This is a genomic window from Chitinophaga sp., from assembly GCF_017745275.1.
Lineage (GTDB): Bacteria > Bacteroidota > Bacteroidia > Chitinophagales > Chitinophagaceae > Chitinophaga.
In genome coordinates this window covers 1-16,982 of the sequence record NZ_JAGHZS010000009.1, presented here as the reverse complement: position 1 = coordinate 16,982, position 16,982 = coordinate 1, and the positions used below count along the sequence as shown (strand labels likewise).

General features: G+C 47.5%; 13 protein-coding genes. 10 read left to right on the top strand and 3 right to left on the bottom strand.

Annotated elements, in window-relative coordinates:
• The first annotated feature begins 18 nt into the window (after positions 1-18).
• A complete protein-coding gene (locus tag J7623_RS25210; protein WP_291925839.1) occupies positions 19-927 on the top strand; it encodes an ADP-ribosylglycohydrolase family protein in 909 nt (302 codons plus the stop codon).
• Here the strand turns inward: J7623_RS25210 and J7623_RS25205 are convergent.
• The 3 genes from J7623_RS25205 to J7623_RS25195 all read right to left on the bottom strand — a co-directional run bounded on the left by J7623_RS25205 (position 924) and on the right by J7623_RS25195 (position 5,162).
• Positions 924-2,687: an ABC transporter ATP-binding protein gene (locus tag J7623_RS25205; protein WP_291925836.1), complete on the bottom strand. Its 1,764-nt coding sequence runs from the start codon at positions 2,685-2,687 to the stop codon at positions 924-926. The genes J7623_RS25210 and J7623_RS25205 overlap by 4 nt on opposite strands.
• Complete coding sequence (locus J7623_RS25200; RefSeq protein ID WP_291925833.1) at positions 2,671-4,413, bottom strand: ABC transporter ATP-binding protein; 1,743 nt, start codon at positions 4,411-4,413, stop codon at positions 2,671-2,673. Before J7623_RS25200 ends, J7623_RS25205 begins: the two co-directional genes overlap by 17 nt.
• 179 nt (positions 4,414-4,592) lie before the next feature.
• Positions 4,593-5,162, bottom strand: coding sequence for an NAD(P)H-dependent oxidoreductase (locus J7623_RS25195; protein ID WP_291925830.1), 570 nt, complete (start codon positions 5,160-5,162; stop codon positions 4,593-4,595).
• A 264-nt stretch (positions 5,163-5,426) separates the two neighbouring features.
• On the opposite strand from J7623_RS25195, the gene J7623_RS25190 reads away from it, so the two are divergent.
• The 9 genes from J7623_RS25190 to J7623_RS25150 all read left to right on the top strand — a co-directional run bounded on the left by J7623_RS25190 (position 5,427) and on the right by J7623_RS25150 (position 16,921).
• Positions 5,427-6,056 carry a metalloregulator ArsR/SmtB family transcription factor gene (locus tag J7623_RS25190; RefSeq protein ID WP_291925827.1) on the top strand — a complete coding sequence of 210 codons (630 nt, stop codon included), beginning with the start codon at positions 5,427-5,429 and terminating at the stop codon, positions 6,054-6,056.
• Positions 6,057-6,135: 79 nt separating this feature from the next.
• Entirely contained in the window at positions 6,136-6,582 is a 447-nt protein-coding gene (locus J7623_RS25185; protein ID WP_291925825.1) for an AAA family ATPase, read from the top strand.
• Positions 6,572-7,333 carry a tRNA(His) guanylyltransferase Thg1 family protein gene (locus tag J7623_RS25180; RefSeq protein ID WP_291925822.1) on the top strand — a complete coding sequence of 254 codons (762 nt, stop codon included), beginning with the start codon at positions 6,572-6,574 and terminating at the stop codon, positions 7,331-7,333. The genes J7623_RS25185 and J7623_RS25180 overlap by 11 nt, the downstream gene beginning before the upstream one ends.
• 99 nt (positions 7,334-7,432) lie before the next feature.
• Positions 7,433-8,053: an RNA polymerase sigma-70 factor gene (locus tag J7623_RS25175; protein ID WP_291925819.1), complete on the top strand. Its 621-nt coding sequence runs from the start codon at positions 7,433-7,435 to the stop codon at positions 8,051-8,053.
• Between the two features lie 83 nt (positions 8,054-8,136).
• On the top strand, positions 8,137-9,324 hold the full coding sequence (locus J7623_RS25170) for a FecR family protein (protein ID WP_291925817.1): 1,188 nt from the start codon (positions 8,137-8,139) through the stop codon (positions 9,322-9,324).
• Positions 9,325-9,585: 261 nt separating this feature from the next.
• Complete coding sequence (locus J7623_RS25165; RefSeq protein ID WP_291925814.1) at positions 9,586-12,789, top strand: TonB-dependent receptor; 3,204 nt, start codon at positions 9,586-9,588, stop codon at positions 12,787-12,789.
• A gap of 36 nt (positions 12,790-12,825) precedes the next feature.
• Positions 12,826-14,217: a RagB/SusD family nutrient uptake outer membrane protein gene (locus J7623_RS25160; RefSeq protein ID WP_291925812.1), complete on the top strand. Its 1,392-nt coding sequence runs from the start codon at positions 12,826-12,828 to the stop codon at positions 14,215-14,217.
• Between the two features lie 10 nt (positions 14,218-14,227).
• A complete protein-coding gene (locus tag J7623_RS25155) occupies positions 14,228-16,024 on the top strand; it encodes a redoxin family protein (protein ID WP_291925809.1) in 1,797 nt (598 codons plus the stop codon).
• 132 nt (positions 16,025-16,156) lie between these two features.
• Positions 16,157-16,921, top strand: a complete 765-nt coding sequence (locus J7623_RS25150; protein ID WP_291925806.1) for an SDR family oxidoreductase — start codon at positions 16,157-16,159, stop codon at positions 16,919-16,921.
• Positions 16,922-16,982 lie beyond the last annotated feature (61 nt).

Genomic DNA, 16,982 nt, shown 5'->3' with positions numbered 1-16,982 from the left:
ATATCTGTATTTTACCGTATGACATTAAGCAAGCGCGTGCGATTTGAGGGTTGTATTTTAGCTGGCGCCATTGGCGACGCCTGGGGAAGCTGCTTTGAAAATACGCCGCCTCCGTCCGATTCACGCACGTTCTACCTGGGAAGAATAACCCCACCACCGCCCCGCTGGACGTTGACCGATGACACCTGGCTCACGCTGGCTACCTGTGAAGTATTATCTCTCAATAAAAATACAGACGCACTGGCCGCACAATTCCTGCAGTACTTTAAAACTGGTAGTATAGTAGGCATTGGCGCCAGCACATTGAAAGCCATGCGGGATTTGGAGGCAGGTATAAATTGGCGTTATGCCGGCAGCAAGGGAGAATATAGTGCTGGCAACGGCGCAGCGATGCGGATAGCTCCTTTTGCATTTTGGGATAGCCGTTCCCGTGAGGATATCCGGGATGCCTGCCGGATCACTCATCAGCACGAAGAGGCTTATGTAGGAGCACTGGCCGTGGTATTGGCGATACGGGCCGCGTTGGAAGGCACCTGGACTCCCACCACCCAATTATTTGATGTGCTTATCCCGCAATTACCGGACACGCGTGTACGGGACCGGCTGATTGGCATACAGCAGCTGGGCAATACAGCAGGAATAAAGGAAGTAGCGGCTTTAGGCAATAACGGTTATGTGGTAAACTCCGTTCCGCTGGCGTTGTTTGCCGCATCGAAAGTAGGGCAGACAGGCATGCAGGAAATGTTTGAAGTACTGATAGCAGCAGGTGGCGACACCGATACCAACGCTTCCATCGCCGGACAGGTAGCGGGGGCGCTACTAGGGCCAACAAAAATTCCGGCTGCCTTGTTACAAAAGTTACAATCGCTGCCGGAATATGTATATATAGATCGGGTACTACAACGTAGTTACCCTAAGGAATGTTAGCTGACTCTTACACCGTGTAATAATTTCTCCATCGCATTTTGCAGCGATCCTGCACGGGTTACTTCTCCCGAATTCACAAAATATATTTCATCTGCATTCTCAATGGTATTCAGTCGGTGGGCAATAATAACACGGGTAGTAGTATCGGGCAATTTCTCCAGGATTTCGCCCAGTAATTGTTCGGTTACCGTATCAATATTGGCGGTGGCTTCATCCAGGATCAACAGGTCGGGCTTGCGGAGCACCGCGCGCATAAAGGCGATCAGCTGTTTTTGTCCAAGGCTCACGCCATCGCCGCTGGCGGCTACTTTTGTTTCCAGTCCTTCTTCAAAGATAGCCAGCAGTTTTTCGAGGTTCGCTTCTTTGATGACTTCCGTGAGCTGCTCATTCGTATAGTCTTTATAGTGAGGATTGCCATAGAGGATATTTTCTTTCACAGTGCCTGTGAATAGAAATGGTTCCTGTAAAATGAATCCTATTTTTTGAGAACGGTCATTGGCATCGTAACTGCGAATGTCTTTGCCATTCAGCAATACCGTGCCCTGTGTGGGATCATACAGGCGTGCCATCAAAGAGGCTGTGGTGGTTTTGCCGCCACCAGTAGGGCCTACCAGCGCATACGTTTTTCCTTTTTCCAGGGTAAGACTAATGTTATGCAATATTTCCCTGCCTTCAGGATAGCCGAAGTGTACATGTTTGAATTCCAGCAAAGGGGCATTAGGAGCGGGAGTACCGGAAGCCGGAACGGTCACCAGGTCTGTTTCCAGCGCCAGTATTTCAGAAATGCGGTCCCATCCTGCCATGGCCACCTGGAAGTTAGCCCAGAGGGTGGCGAGTTGCCTCAGTGGATTGTAGAAATAGTTGGCATAAGCAAGATAGCTCACTAAGAGGCCGATCGTGAATTCGCCTGATGCAATCAGGTAGATGCCTCCCGTGAGTACCAGCAGTTGGGCTACGCTGGCGCACATGGCGTAGAAAGGTAAAAAGACGTTGTTCGCTAAACCCGCACCAATTGCGGTTTCATAATTTTTAATGTTGGCTTCATTAAAGCGTTTTCTAAAATAATCGCGGCGGTTGAAAGCGACGATCACTTTAAAGTTACTCAGGCTTTCCTGGATTTCCGCGCTCATGCCACCTACGGTTTTCATGCTGGCGGCGTTCTTTCTTTTGATCCAGGGAGATAATACCCGTGTAAAAATAAGAATGAGCAAAGCCGGTGCCAGCGCGGCAATACCGATTTTTAAATTGATGATTAACAGGAAAACACCGGCGCCTATCATCATCATAATGTTACCCACAAACTGCATCAGCGACTGGGAAAAAAACTGGTTGAGTTTATCGGTGTCGTTGTTGACGCGGGAAATGAGATCACCTGCTTTGTTTTGATTAAAGAAGGCTACCGGCAACTGTTGTATTTTACTGAAGATGGTATTGCGCAGGGTAAAGAGGGTACGCTGACCTACCCCTCCCATTAGTTTGGTTTGGAAGTAGCTGGTGAAAAATGCCAGCACATACATACACAGCAGGATGCCGGAGAACACCAGTACGCCGTGATATTGTTTATGCACTACGTAATGATCCACCGTGTAACCAATCAACAGGGGGCCGGCGAGGTTAAGCGTAGCATTCACGATAATAGCCAGCAACGCAATAAGCAGGTTCTTTTTTTCATGCGTAATGAGTTGCAGCAGGTTTCTGAATGCTGTATAGTTCGACGTTTTATGCTCTTTCCCGCTATATTTATTAAGATTGTAATTCATAGTTGCTGGTACTTTGTTGGGAATTAAAAATCTGGATGTACTCAGGGCTGGAATTGATCAGTTCATGATGCGTACCACTGGCAATAATTTCGCCTTGCATAAGCAGGATGATCTGGTCGTAATGTGTTACGGAGGCAATTTTCTGCGTTACGGACAGCAGGGTAATGCCCGGGTAGGCCGATTGTACATTATCCAGTATTTTCTTTTCCGTATTGGTATCTACCCTCGCGGTGAAATCATCCAGCAGGAGAATGGTAGGATTCATAGCCAGTGCACGTGCCAGCATGAGGCGTTGTTTTTGTCCGCCGGAAAGACTGGTCCCTCTTTCTGATACGATGGTATCCAGTTTTTCGGGGAGTGTTTCCGTGAATTCCCGCAGCGCGGCGGCATCCAGTGCTTTTTCCATGGCCGCATCGGTCACGGTATCATTGAAGGCGATGTTTTCGCGGATACTCATGTTAAAGATGATGCTGTCCTGGAATACGAAGCCAATTTGTTTGTGAATGGCTTCGGAGTCGTATGCTGTCACAGGTTGACCGTCTATCAGCACTTCGCCGACATCTGGTTTTATGAGGCCGGTGAGCAGGTAGAGCAGTTGGGTTTTACCTGCGGCAGTAGGGCCTATCACGGCTACTTTCGATCCTGCTTTTACGGAAAAGGAAATATTTTTCAGCACTGGTTTCTGACCGTAGTTGACAGATACATTATTGAAGTGGATATCTCCCTTAACAGGATTAGTAATGGTACCTGCCGGCATTATGTCGGGCATATTGAGCACGTTGCTGATTCTTTGGTAAGAAGCTGATGCCTGGGCGATTACGTTACTCATAAACCCGATCACCAGGATGGGGAAGATAAGCATGGCGAGGTAGCTGTTGAACGCTGCAAAATCACCGAGACTCATTGTATTCGTGATCACGAAATGTCCGCCGAGAGCGAGGATGATGAGCCCGGCAATGCCGGCAGTAAAGGTGATTACAGGAATTAGTCCGGCGAAGAGGCGGATAATGGTCAAACCAAAGTTCATAGCTTTGGTATTGGCGTCGAGGAATTTTTCATATTCCAGCTGCTGGGAGTTGACGACACGGATAAGGGCGGCGCCCAATATACTTTCGTTGATCACTTTATTGAGCCAGTCCATTACTTCCCTGCTTTTGATAAACACGGCTCTTACTTTGCGCAGTACCAGGAAAAAGGTGATACCAATTACGGGGAGCGTGGCAATAACAGCCAGTGCCAGTTTCCAGTTGATGGTGATCAAAAGGATGCTGGCGCCGATGATGACGAACAGGGAGGATACCAGCGACACGATGGCCTGGGACACAAATAATTTGATGGAGTCTACATCCGCGATCAGGTTGGTGAGTAAGCGGGAAGGGTTGGCTTGTTCCACCCAGGCGTAGCTTTGGCCGGATATCTTGTTGGATATCTGGGTGCGGAGATTCCGGGCTACTTTTTCAGATACATAGGTTTGTATGATATTCTGAAGGTAGGTGAACACCAGGATAATGATAATGGCGACGCTGAATTTTATCAGCAGCGGGTTCAACTGAAATGTGCCATGTTCATAAGCATCGATGCCGTTTCCGATAATTTTAGGGAGCCATAAATTGAGACCATTACTCAACAGCGTAAACAGTATCAGCAAACCGACCATTCCCATGTATGGCCGTAGCAGACTGAATATGCCGGCTTCTTTCTTTTTAGTACCAGCTTCTTGTTTCATCTTACCAGATATATGTTTTGCAGGGTGTGGCTAAAAAACAGGATTTCCTTTTTTGAAGACGATTGCGTTCTGCAAATATTGTAGAAATATTTAGCAAGATATCACATTTTTTTAGCTGTGCATATCATAAAATGAATACAGCGGAGAATGCCCGTATTCTCCGCTGTAGTGTTGTTGTGTTAGATCCCGGTAACTGCCTGTTGTTTCTTTTCCGTGATGGCGGTTGCCAGCCACTGGAATTCGTCTATAAATCGTTGTGCCGATCGGGTGGTGATGTCGCTGGTGAGTTCCTGTGCCTCGTTGAATGCGCCATATACTTCAGGCACCAGTAGTTTGGTAGGAAGCGGAAATGCGCCAAGGCTGAGGATCACATGTTGCAGTTGAGTAGCTGCATTGATGCCGCCGAGTTTGCCCGCACTGACGGTGACAATGCCCACTACTTTTCTCGAGAATTCGCTGTAAAAATAATCGAGTGCATTTTTCAATACCCCGGAGAAGCTGCCATGATATTCCGGGGTGACCATGATGACCGCGTCGGCGGCATGCAGGCGGTTACTTAAATCCTGTACCACGGCTGGTAGCTGTGGATGTTTGCCTACCCGCTCTTCCAGCATGGGGAGCGGTGTGGCGGCCAGGTCTACCAGGTCAATATGGTGACCCTGGCCCGTTAAGTTATGTTGCAGATAATGGGCGATCTTCTGGGATTGACGCCCCTGGCGGATACTGCCGATTATGATAGCTATTTTCATTGGAAGTAAAGTTTAGTGTTAGTATGCACATGCCGGCCTGGTACTGCAGAAAAGGCTGCAGCAGCAAGCGTTGATTCGTCTGTTATGTTTAATCTATCCTTCGGAGGGCCCTCCCGGAAGCGTGATGCCGGAGTACCCCGCATACAGCCACTGCGCACGGTATACACGCGGCAGTACCGGTATGGCGGTACGGAACTATTCATCGTACTTCTGAAACAAAGATAGTATCTTTGCTGAATAAACCAAATAAACACTTTGTTTATTATGAATAATAATTTTGCCGATAATGAGCGGGCGATATGGATACTTAAAACCAGGGGACCACAACCACTGCAGACATTAGCAGATGAATTGAAGGTAACCATGGAAGGCGCACGTTTTCAATTGCTCAAACTGGCAAATGAAGGACTGGTTACTGCCACCACCGTATCAGAAGGCAGGGGCCGGCCTAAACAGATATGGGGACTAACAGAAGCCGGCAATGCCCGTTTCCCGGATCGTCACCAGGACCTGGCATTGAAATTACTCTGCAACATGAATAAAACACTGACGCCGGAAATGATGGGGGAAGTGTTGAAAGCCACCGCACAAAGCACGCTGGAGAAATACCAGGAAGAGCTGAAAGGCAGCAGGGATCTCGAAAGTAAAGTGATCTTACTGGCTGACCTCCGCAAGCGCGAAGGCTATATGGCAGAATTTAAAAAAGAAGGCAACACGTTTTTCCTGATAGAAAATCATTGTCCCATTCACGCAGCAGCGAAATGCTGTAGCCATTTTTGCCAGATGGAACAGGAGATTTTCAGTACGGTACTCGGAAAGCAGGCCACTATTGTTCGAACAGAACATATCACCACCGGGCAACGCCGCTGTGTATACGAAATTACTGCCAGGTAATTTTTAAGGAGATGAATACCGGGAATGTTGTTTTTTTGATACGGTCTGCTGTAGCGATGACCCCTGAAAAGATATACCTATGGAAGCAGTTATTTTTTGTGGCATCCAGGCCACTGGTAAATCCACTTTTTACAAGCAGCATTTTTTTGATACCCATTTACGGATCTCGATGGACCAGTTGCATACGCGAAACAAAGAAGGGAAGCTACTGGATTATTGCTTTTCCGTTCAGCAGGCATTTGTAGTAGATAATACCAATCCTGCCAGGGCAGACCGGGAAAAATATATTACCCTGGCAAAGCAGTATAAATTTAAAGTGACGGGATACTACTTTCAATCGGCCATAGCAGATGCGCTGGAACGCAATAACCGTAGATCCGGTAAAGCATTGGTCCCGGAAGTGGGCGTCCGTGGTACTTATAAGCGCCTAGAATTGCCTGTTCTGCAGGAAGGATTTGACGAATTATATATGGTGACCATTGTGAACGATACTTTTGTTATTAAACCCTGGACCAATGAAATTTGATGAATTAGATGCCCGGATGCGTATATACGAAACGGCCCATGACGCGCATGTAGTACCTGGTATGTACATGGTGGCCAGGATTGACGGGCGCGGCTTTACACGTCTCACCAAAGAAACACATTCTTTTGACGCTCCCTTTGATACCCGTTTCCGTGATTATATGATTGCTACTACGGAACACCTGATGAACTGTGGATTTAAAGTGATTTACGGCTACACGCAAAGTGATGAGATCTCGTTGTTATTTGATTTGAATGAAACCGCTTTTTCCCGCAAGCGCCGTAAGCTGATTTCTATCCTGGCAGGCGAAGCCAGTGCAAAATTCTCGGTACTACTGGGAGATGTGGCGGCTTTTGATTGCCGTATTTCCGAATTGCCTAACGCGAACCTCGTTGTTGATTATTTCCGCTGGCGCAATGAAGATGCCCACCGTAACTCATTGAACGCACATTGCTATTGGCGTTTGCGCCAGGATGGCGCTGACAAGGCAGCTGCAACCCGGCGGATAGAAAAACTGAGCACTGCGGAGAAAAATGAGCTGTTGTTCTCATTGGGGGTTAACTTCAATGAGTTGCCGCTGTGGCAGAAGAGAGGGAGTGGTATCTATTGGATGGAAGTGGAAAAAGAAGGGTTTGATGTAAAGGCACAGGTGCCGGTAATCGTGAAAAGGCGGCAATTGCAATGCAATATGGAGTTGCCGATGCGGGATGAGTACAATGCGTTTATCAGCAATATCATCACATCGGTCTGACAGTAATCGCTTTTTGTTTGTCCGCTAGTTATGAATACTCAGCTTTTATCGGTATTTTTATTCCGATAAATCATCGTTTTATATTGTCAGGGAAGGGGGATGATAGCCGAGTATACCAGGAATGAGCAGCTGTTACTGCAAAAGTTTGCCGGAGGAGAGCCATCTGCATTCCAATACATATTTAACCAACATTACCGGGCGCTCTGTTATTTTGCTTTTACAATTGTAGATAACGAACAGGAGGCTGAAGACCTCGTGCAGGAAAGCTTTTCTAAGCTATGGCATAAAAGGGCGGATTTTACAACGGCCACCAACATCAAAGCTTTTCTCTTTATTGCTACCAAAAATGCAGGTCTTAATTTTCTGAAGGCCCGCCAGCGGCTTTCTGTCAGGGAACAGGAGTTTTCCTATCTGCAGGAAGAGGAGGTCAGTGCAGAAATGGAGGGCTTTGACCCGGTGCTCACTGAAACAGAAATTATACAACAATTGTATGAGGAAATAGAAGCGTTACCCACCCAGTGCCGGCGTATTTTTAAGATGAGTTATCTCGAAGGACAAAAAAATGAAGATATCGCTAATGCCCTGCAAATCTCATATAATACCGTGCGGGCGCAGAAATTAAGGGCGCTTAAACTCATCCGGAGCAGCCTCATTAAAAAGAACATATTACCGTTATTGGGCGTATACATAGCCCTGATGAAATATTATCATAATTATTAACGGATCTGTTGCCCTGAAAAATATTTTTTCCAAAGCCTTTAATCGAAAATAAACTTTCGTTGTTTCTATATTAAAGGAACGAATTGGCAACAGATCAAAACAGTGAAACCAACCCAATATTGCAACGAATCGCATACCTGGTATCCCGGTATCACCGGGACTTGTTGACTGCTGTAGAGGAAGAGGAGCTGCGGACCTGGATCACTGCGTCTGCCGACAATCAGCGTTTGTTTGAGCAACTAACGGATCCGGATATACTCCGCAGTAAGCTGTCGCAGTACGAAAAATTTGATATGACCGCGGCCTGGGCCACCTTTAGTGCGCAGCATTTTCCTGCCGCCAAAGTAGTAAGGGCTTCCCGTACGTATTGGTGGTGGAGCGCTGCAGCGGCCGTGTTGCTGTTGTTGGGCAGCACTATATATTGGTATCGACAGGCAGCTCCGGCGACAACGGGACCCGCCATCCCCGTTGCCCGGATAATGCCAGGATCCACCAAAGCCACGTTGACGCTGGCTGATGGGACCGTGGTACCACTGGATAGCAACGGTCAACAGGTGATTACACAACAGGGCGCCCTGATTAATTTACAAAACGGGCAGTTGCAATACCATACGCAGGATTATTCCGCGCAGGCAAGTCTCAATACACTTACCACGCCCAGGGGAGGGCAGTTCCGGCTTACACTGCCGGATGGTACGCAGGTATGGTTGAATGCGGCTTCTGCGATTACCTATCCGACGGTATTTTCCGAAGGAAAAAGAGAAGTAACCATCAAGGGAGAAGTATATTTTGAAGTAGCTGCAAAAGCAAAAATGCCTTTCGTTGTGAAGGCGGGCCGCGATGCCAGTATAGAAGTGCTGGGCACCAGTTTTAACGTGAACGCCTACACGGATGAGCCGGGCGTTCAAACCACCCTGGTACAGGGAGCCGTGAAAGTAAATGCCGGGAATGTTTCCAGGGTACTATCACCCGGTCAGCAGGCCCTGATCACCGGGCCCGATCAGCTGAACCTGGTCGCCAAAGCCGATACGGCCGCCATCCTGGCCTGGAAGAAGAATGAGTTTTACTTCCATGACGCAGACATCCCCACTATTATGCGGCAACTGTCGCGGTGGTATGATGTATCCATTGTTTATGCAGGCAATATCCCTGTACGCCGGTTCCAGGGAGAAATTCAACGCAACCTTCCACTGTCGGATGTCCTGGAAGGATTAGAAAATACCGGTATCCATTTCCGCGTCCAGGGACGCAGTATTATCGTGGAACCGTAGCTATAGGGGATTTTATTATAACTGATGTCAACTGATATTATGCACCACCAACTTTAGCCTTTATAAGCGGCGGTCCGGGCAAAAAAAAGCCGGAGGTGATTGGACCCACCCCCGGAAAAATGTCCGGACGATAGCCGCATTAAGCGTGTACATACTCGAATACTGATTATCCATCCTAACAAATGCAAATTTATGCAATTGACTTATCATGGAAAAGTCCTTTCTATGCCCGGACTTTTCCCAACCAAAATTGCACTTACTATGAGATTGACGATTGTTCTCATGATGGTGGCGACCTTGAAAGTATCAGCAGGTGCTTTTGCGCAAACAGTGACCTTGTCGGTGAGGAACGCACCGATGGAGGACGTTTTTTCTTCCGTAAAACAACAAACCGGCTATTTCTTCTTCTATGACAGAGATCTGCTGAAGGCGGCTAAACCGGTAACAGTAAAAGCGAGTAACAAACCGCTGGCCGACTTTCTCAACGAAGTGTTTAAAGAACAGCCGTTGGATTATACGCTTAAAGACAAAACGATTTTCATCAGGAAAAGAGCGCCTGCTCCGGCTACCCACCTGGCAGACGAGGTACAGCAGCAGCACACCATTACTGGTGTAGCCAAAGATGAAGCCGGCAATGCCCTCATAGGGGTGACTATCAAAGTGAAAGGTACCCGTATGGGCACTGTAACCGATGAGCAGGGCCGTTTTTCTATTGCAGCTACACTGGGCGATGAACTGGAAGTGTCTTATGTAGGATATCAATCCATGACATTTCGTGTTGCGCATTACAACCCCTATACGTTGTTTTTGAAACGACAAACCAGCAGCCTGGATGAAACCGTGGTGATAGGTTATGGTACTACCAGCAAGCGCTATAACACCGGTTCTGTAGCCAGCATTAAAGCCGGCGATATTGCATCGCAGCCGGTGGTGGACGCAATAGGGGCTATGCAGGGAAGGGTATCCGGTGTATTCATTACGTCGTCCAGCGGTTTGCCCGGTTCCAATTTTAAAGTGTTGATCAGGGGACAAAGCTCTATCCTGCATCCCAACGATCCGCTGTACGTAATAGATGGAGTGCCTTTTTATGCAGATCCCATCAACCAGTTTACTTCTGCCAACGGCAAGCAAAGCCCGCTGGCCGCTATTAACCCGGCAGATATCGAGCGGATAGATATTCTGAAAGATGCCGATGCAACCTCTATCTATGGCTCCAGGGGCGCTAACGGCGTTATCCTCGTTACCACGAAGAAAGGGAAAGCCGGCAAAACGCAAACTAACTTCAACGTATATACGGGATTAGGAAACCCGGTGAATAGGATGAAAATGCTGAGCACACCGGAATACGTGGCCATGCGTAAAGAAGCGTTTAAAAACGACAATAAATCTTATGACGCGGAAACCGCACCAGATCTTACTATATGGGACCAGCAACAAACCACCGACTGGCAGAAATATTTAATGGGCAATAACGCGCACATTACCGAAGCACAAGGATCTGTATCCGGGGGAAATGAACAAACACAATTCCTGTTAAGCGGTACCTGGCATAAGGAAACAACAGTAATGCCCGGCAGCCTCGGGTTTCAGCGTGGCGCAGGCCACATGAATGTGAACCACACCAGTGCTAACGGTAAGTTCAGCATCATGGCTTCAGTAAACTATTCCGCCAGCCTGGACAATTCCCTGCCTACAGACCTCGCAACGTTTTATAGACTGGCACCTAATTATCCATTGTATGACTCCACTGGTAAACTGTACTGGTTTTCCAACGAACAGAACCCAGCGGCTTACCTGTTGCGCAAATCAGAAGTACGTACCAATAACCTGGTCACCAACAGTGTGATCCGGTATACCTTATTACCCGGTTTGAATTTGAAAGCCAACCTGGGATATACCCGCACAGATATGAAGCAGATGCGGATTCTCCCTAACGCCAGCTTTAATCCTAAAGATGCTGTCGGCAGCCAGTCTTACTTTGGGAATTCCAGCTTTGGATCCTATATCATAGAGCCGCAGGTAGATTATAATAAAACCATTGCCAAAGGCAATTTGCAGGTATTACTCGGAAGCAGTTGGCAGCAGAGCATTACACAGGGGCAATCAGTAATAGCAGATGGCTTTTCCAGTGACGCCCTCCTGGAAGACCAGCAAGCAGCCGGCCTGATCACGCCGCGTCCATCGCAATATGCGTTTTACCGCTATACCTCTGTATTTGGCCGGGTGAATTATAACTGGGAAGAAAAGTACATTGTAAATGCCTCTTTCCGCCGCGATGGTTCTACAAGGTTTGGTCCGGGTAACCGCTTCGGTAACTTCGGTGCAGTAGGTGCGGCCTGGATATTCAGCAAGGAAGACTTTATGAAAGACCTGCATTTCCTGAGCTTTGGTAAGCTCCGTGGCAGCATGGGTAACTCTGGTAATGATAAAGTGGGCGACTATCAATACCTCGATAGCTGGAGCTCTACTAATTTTCCCTATAACGGCGTACCCGGACTGGTGCCATCCCGCCTGCCTAATTCGCTGTATCGCTGGGAAGAAAGCCATAAGAAGGAAATCGGTTTAGAGCTGGGATTCCTGAACGATCGCATCTTCTTTAATACCAACTATTATTACAATATTTCCAATAATCAATTGGTCGATCTGCAACTGAGTCCACAGGTGGGCTTCCCTTCTATCACTGCTAACCTGCCGGCCAGCGTGAAGAACCACGGCTGGGAGTTTGAAGTAAATACTTCCAATATCGTACGCACACATTTCTCGTGGAAAACATCTGTTAACCTGACGGTGAGTAAAAATGAACTTAAATCATTCCCGGACATCGAAGCCTCTGCTTACAAAGATGTATATGTAGTAGGACAGCCGCTATCGGTAGTAAAAGGTTACCAGTTCCTGGGCATTAACCCCGAAACCGGCCGTCCTTCGTTTTTCAGCAACGCAGGCAATCCTGCACCTTCTGAATTTGTTGACTACGTGATACTGGGCAATCGGGATCCACGGTTCTATGGTGGTATAGCGAATACTTTTACCTGGAAGGAATTCAGCCTGGATTTCCTGTTCCAGTTTGTGAAACAGGAAGGACCTGGCATTAACTATGGGTATAATGTTTCTCCTATCGGCAACTTCGCTAACCAGGATCTGAGAGCACTGGACCGCTGGAAGCAGAAAGGAGATATCACTACCGTACCCGGAGCTACCACGGTATCGGGGATTACAGACTATCGCAATTACAGTCTTTCTACCGCCAACTGGGGCGATGCATCCTATATCCGTTTGAAAAATATTTCCCTGAAATATGATTTTTCAAAGTTTGTGAAGAAGTGGAAGATCAGCAGCCTGAGTGCCTATGCGCTGGGATATAACCTGCTCACTTTTACCAACTATAAAGGAATGGATCCTGAAACGCAAGGTATGGTAATGCCACCGCTGAAATCTTATGTAATCGGATTACAGTTGGGTTTATAAAATATTATTTCTGTTTAGCAGATAAAAAGATATAGCATGAAACGTATTCATATATTTTTAGCTGGTTTAATCATCACAGGTATGGCTGCCTGCAGCAAGTACGTAGATACGCCTTTACCAAAAAATGAGCTGGTATCCGGGTTGGTATTTACAGATGATAAAACCGCCACTGCGGCTGTTACCGGGTTGTATAGCACGATGAATGCCTACAACTACCAGTTTGCCAATGTACTGATGAGTTATTTACCGGCGATGCAGTCGGATGAGATGTACTATTATTCCAGTTACGCCGACTATGACGTATTCCGTGAAACGAGGCTGATACCCAGCAGTACATTTACAACGCGCATGTTTGCAGACGTGTACAGTTATATTTACCAGATGAATGCCTGCATAGAAGGCATTTCTACCTCCAATACTTTATCGCCGGCGGTAAAAAAACAGTTATTGGGAGAATCTTACTTTACACGTTCTTTCTTATATTTTTACCTGGTAAATATGTATGGTGATGTGCCGATGATAACCAGCACAGACTACAAAGAAAATGGGATCAAGCCCCGTGCACCCAGGGCCGCTGTATATGATACCATTATCAGTAATTTAAAATCAGCGGTGGCGCTGATGGGAGACGATTATCCTACGGGTACGCGGGTACGTCCTAATAAAGCTGCTGCCAACGCTTTGCTGGCAAGGGTTTACCTGTATAATCAGCAATGGGCACAGGCAGAAGCAACGGCCTCACTGGTGATTGGTAATAGTCGCTATAACCTGTTAAAAGATTTGAATAGCGTATTCCTCGCTAACAGTGGAGAGGCGATCTGGCAACTGCAACCTGTAAACGTAAGCGGGGGGCGCAATACCTGGGAAGGATTTACCTCTACACCTCCCAATGCTACAGCCAGTGCGTTATTCCGGCTGGATACCCTGCAGTTGATCCGTAAATTTGAACCCGGCGATCAGCGCCTGGCCAACTGGACTGGCTTCCGGAAAACGGCTGCCGGGGCTACTTACTATTTTCCTTACAAGTATAAAGTAAGATTGGGGACTGTTGGAAGTATTACCGAATATTCAATGGTAATGCGGGTGGCAGAGCAATACCTGATTCGTGCGGAAGCGCGTATACAACAGGGTAAATTGACCGAAGGCCGCGATGACCTGGACGCAATTCGCGAACGTGCCGGCTTACCAGATCTGCCTGCTTCACTTACACAACCGGCCTTACTACTGGCCGTAGAGCAGGAGCGTAAAGTAGAGCTTTTTGCAGAATGGGGCCATCGCTGGTTTGACCTGAAGCGTACCAAAAGATCTGATGCGATACTGGGTCCATTGAAAGGCACTAACTGGCAATCTACAGATACGCTGTATCCGATTCCTTCTGATGCTATCAGAACTAATGTGAACCTGACCCAAAACGAAGGGTACAAATAATCGCGATAAGATGAAATACTTTGTCTTCCTGCTTTTGCAGGCCTTGCTGACCATGCATATTGTTGTAGCACAACAGCGGGTAGTGATTACGCCGGCTTACCCGGAACATGGCCAACAGGTTACCATCACATATGATCCAACTATTGCAGGAGCCGGTATTCCGGCGGCTGATAGTCCCGTTACCGTAGTGTTCTCCTATTCCAATTTTTATAATCAACCTTGGAGAATGCCCATGCAACGGAGTGGTCATAAGTGGACTACGTCCTTTGTATTGGCCAATTACAGTACGTTTGCCACGTTTTACCTGGAAAGCGGCACCGCAACAGATAAGCCGGCTAAAGACCGGCATTATGAAATAGCCGTGTATAATAATAAAGTGCCTGTACGGGATGTATCCCTTTATAAGGGATATAGTATGAGTGCTCAAATGGGAAAATCGCCTTTGCTGGCGGCCAAACAAGCCGCGCTCTACAAAGCAGAACTGCGGCGGTACCCTGATAACTACGAAGCGAAGCTGCGCCTGCTAGCGTATGAGATCAGCAATGCGCCGACGGAAAAAGCCAAAGCCGCATTCCGCGCACAGGCGCACCAGGTGATTGCTGATAGGTTTAATGCGGCACCCACCAACAGCGGGAACCTTAACAAGGTGACCATGGGCTACCTGATTATCGGTGAAAAAAGCCGGCTGGATTCTATCCGCCAGGTGGTCAGGGAGCGCTATCCCGACTCTGCACCGGGGCGGGAGCTGGTAACGGAAGCAATGGCAAAAGGAAAAGATACCGCCCGGCAAATTGCTTTTTTTGAACAGGAATTAAAAAAGGAAACAGCGGACAATACCGGTTCTTTTACTGGGATGCATGAAGTGTTGTTCCGATATTATGCCACTGCAAAAGATAGTAATAAAGCGTTGTACCATGCCCGTTTCCTGACCGGCGAAAAGGAAGATCCTTACCGGGGGCCTACGTGGCAGCGGGTCGCACAAACGCTGCTGGACAACAACCTGGCATTGGACACGGCACGCTATTATGCTCAAAAAGCATTGGATAGTGTAACGAATTTCCCGGTAGGCGTGATCCGCTATTTCCCGGAAACAGGATATATCTATCCTGCCGTAGATGATAGCACACGACAAGCGGTCATTCGCAAAAACAGTCAACACCTGGCGTCGGTATTAGGCTGGATCGCGATGAAGCAGGGACATATACCGGAGGCGAATAGGTACATGGAAGCGGCAACCGGCGCAGAAGCAGGGAAAGAAACATTAGACAACGTGGCGGCTTATTATCAGCAAACCAATAACAAGGTAGGGCAAACTGCATTGGCTGCATTCCGGCAAAAACACCTGCTGGAAAAAGTAGCCCGGCAACGGATCAACAGGCCGGCGCCATCACTGGCTAGCTTCGTGGATATGCAGGGTAAGCCGGTATCCGCGGCATTGCTCAAAGGTAAAATTGTGCTGATAGACTTCTGGGCCACCTGGTGTGTGCCCTGTATGCAGGAGATGCCCTATCTTCAGAAATTATATGAGCAGTACCAACATCACCCGGATGTGGTGTTTATGATTACCAACAGCGGTGCAAAAAATACATTGGCGGATGCACAGGGCTGGAGCGGGCATAAAAAGTATACCTTCCCGGTGTACTACAATACAGATCCTGCTGTAGGAGACGCATTCGGTTTTAATATTATTCCGGCTTCCTACCTTATCAACAAGGCCGGCAATATTCAGTTTAGTAACATTGGATTTGAAGGCCCCGAGCTGGCCGATAAATTAAAGCAACAAATAGACCTGTTGCTGGCAGAGTAATACCTGCTGATGATATAGCCGGCCATTTGATGATCATCAAATGGCCGGCTTCGTTATAAATACTTAAACTATCACCATAACCCGTCCAACTGAATGCCTGAAATTTGTGTGATCAAAAAAATAGCACAACAGATGACAGCAAAAAACAAAGTAGCCCTGGTAACGGGCGGCAGTCGTGGTTTAGGCAGGAATATGTCTTTACAACTTGCTAAAAACGGACACGATATCATTATCACTTATAAAAGCAACCAGGCGGAAGCTGAAAAAGTAGTAGCGGAAATACAGGCGCAAGGTGTTAAGGCAGCCGCCTTTCAACTGGATACGGCAAATACCGGTACCTTTGATGCTTTCTTCGACACTGTATCCGGTTACCTGCAAACCGCTGCCGGCAGCGGTACTTTCGACTTCCTCATTAATAACGCCGGTATCGATCGTGGTTCCCTGATTCCTCAAACCACGGAAGCGGATTTCGACGAGCTCTATCACGTACATTTAAAAGGCGTATACTTCCTTACGCAGAAAGCCTTGCCTTTTATTGCAGATAATGGCCGTATTATTAACCTGTCTACCGGACTGGCGCGTTTTGTAACACCGGGTTATGCAGCCTATGCATCCATGAAGGGCGCTATTGAAGTATTTACCCGCTACCTCGCAAAAGAAGTGGGTGTGCGTGGTATCACTGCCAATGTAGTAGCACCGGGCATTATTGAAACCGACTTTACGAAAGCCGTATTTGAACATGCACCACAGGCTATTGCGCACATCTCTGCTCAAACAGCGCTGGGACGTACAGGTGTACCGGATGATATTGGGGGTATCGTGGCATTTCTGTGTAGCAACGAAGCCCGCTGGATTACTGCACAACGTATAGAAGCCTCCGGGGGAATGTTTTTATAGCGAAAGTTATTTTTAGAGCAGAAAGCTGAAAGCAGAAAGCAAAAAGCTATTTTAGCGAATG

Coding starts and splice junctions, on each gene's coding strand:
- J7623_RS25210 (WP_291925839.1), top strand. CDS start 19: ATGACATTAAGCAAGCGCGTGCGATTTGAGGGTTGTATTTTAGCTGGC.
- J7623_RS25205 (WP_291925836.1), bottom strand. CDS start 2,687: ATGAATTACAATCTTAATAAATATAGCGGGAAAGAGCATAAAACGTCG.
- J7623_RS25200 (WP_291925833.1), bottom strand. CDS start 4,413: ATGAAACAAGAAGCTGGTACTAAAAAGAAAGAAGCCGGCATATTCAGT.
- J7623_RS25195 (WP_291925830.1), bottom strand. CDS start 5,162: ATGAAAATAGCTATCATAATCGGCAGTATCCGCCAGGGGCGTCAATCC.
- J7623_RS25190 (WP_291925827.1), top strand. CDS start 5,427: ATGAATAATAATTTTGCCGATAATGAGCGGGCGATATGGATACTTAAA.
- J7623_RS25185 (WP_291925825.1), top strand. CDS start 6,136: ATGGAAGCAGTTATTTTTTGTGGCATCCAGGCCACTGGTAAATCCACT.
- J7623_RS25180 (WP_291925822.1), top strand. CDS start 6,572: ATGAAATTTGATGAATTAGATGCCCGGATGCGTATATACGAAACGGCC.
- J7623_RS25175 (WP_291925819.1), top strand. CDS start 7,433: ATGATAGCCGAGTATACCAGGAATGAGCAGCTGTTACTGCAAAAGTTT.
- J7623_RS25165 (WP_291925814.1), top strand. CDS start 9,586: ATGAGATTGACGATTGTTCTCATGATGGTGGCGACCTTGAAAGTATCA.
- J7623_RS25160 (WP_291925812.1), top strand. CDS start 12,826: ATGAAACGTATTCATATATTTTTAGCTGGTTTAATCATCACAGGTATG.
- J7623_RS25155 (WP_291925809.1), top strand. CDS start 14,228: ATGAAATACTTTGTCTTCCTGCTTTTGCAGGCCTTGCTGACCATGCAT.
- J7623_RS25150 (WP_291925806.1), top strand. CDS start 16,157: ATGACAGCAAAAAACAAAGTAGCCCTGGTAACGGGCGGCAGTCGTGGT.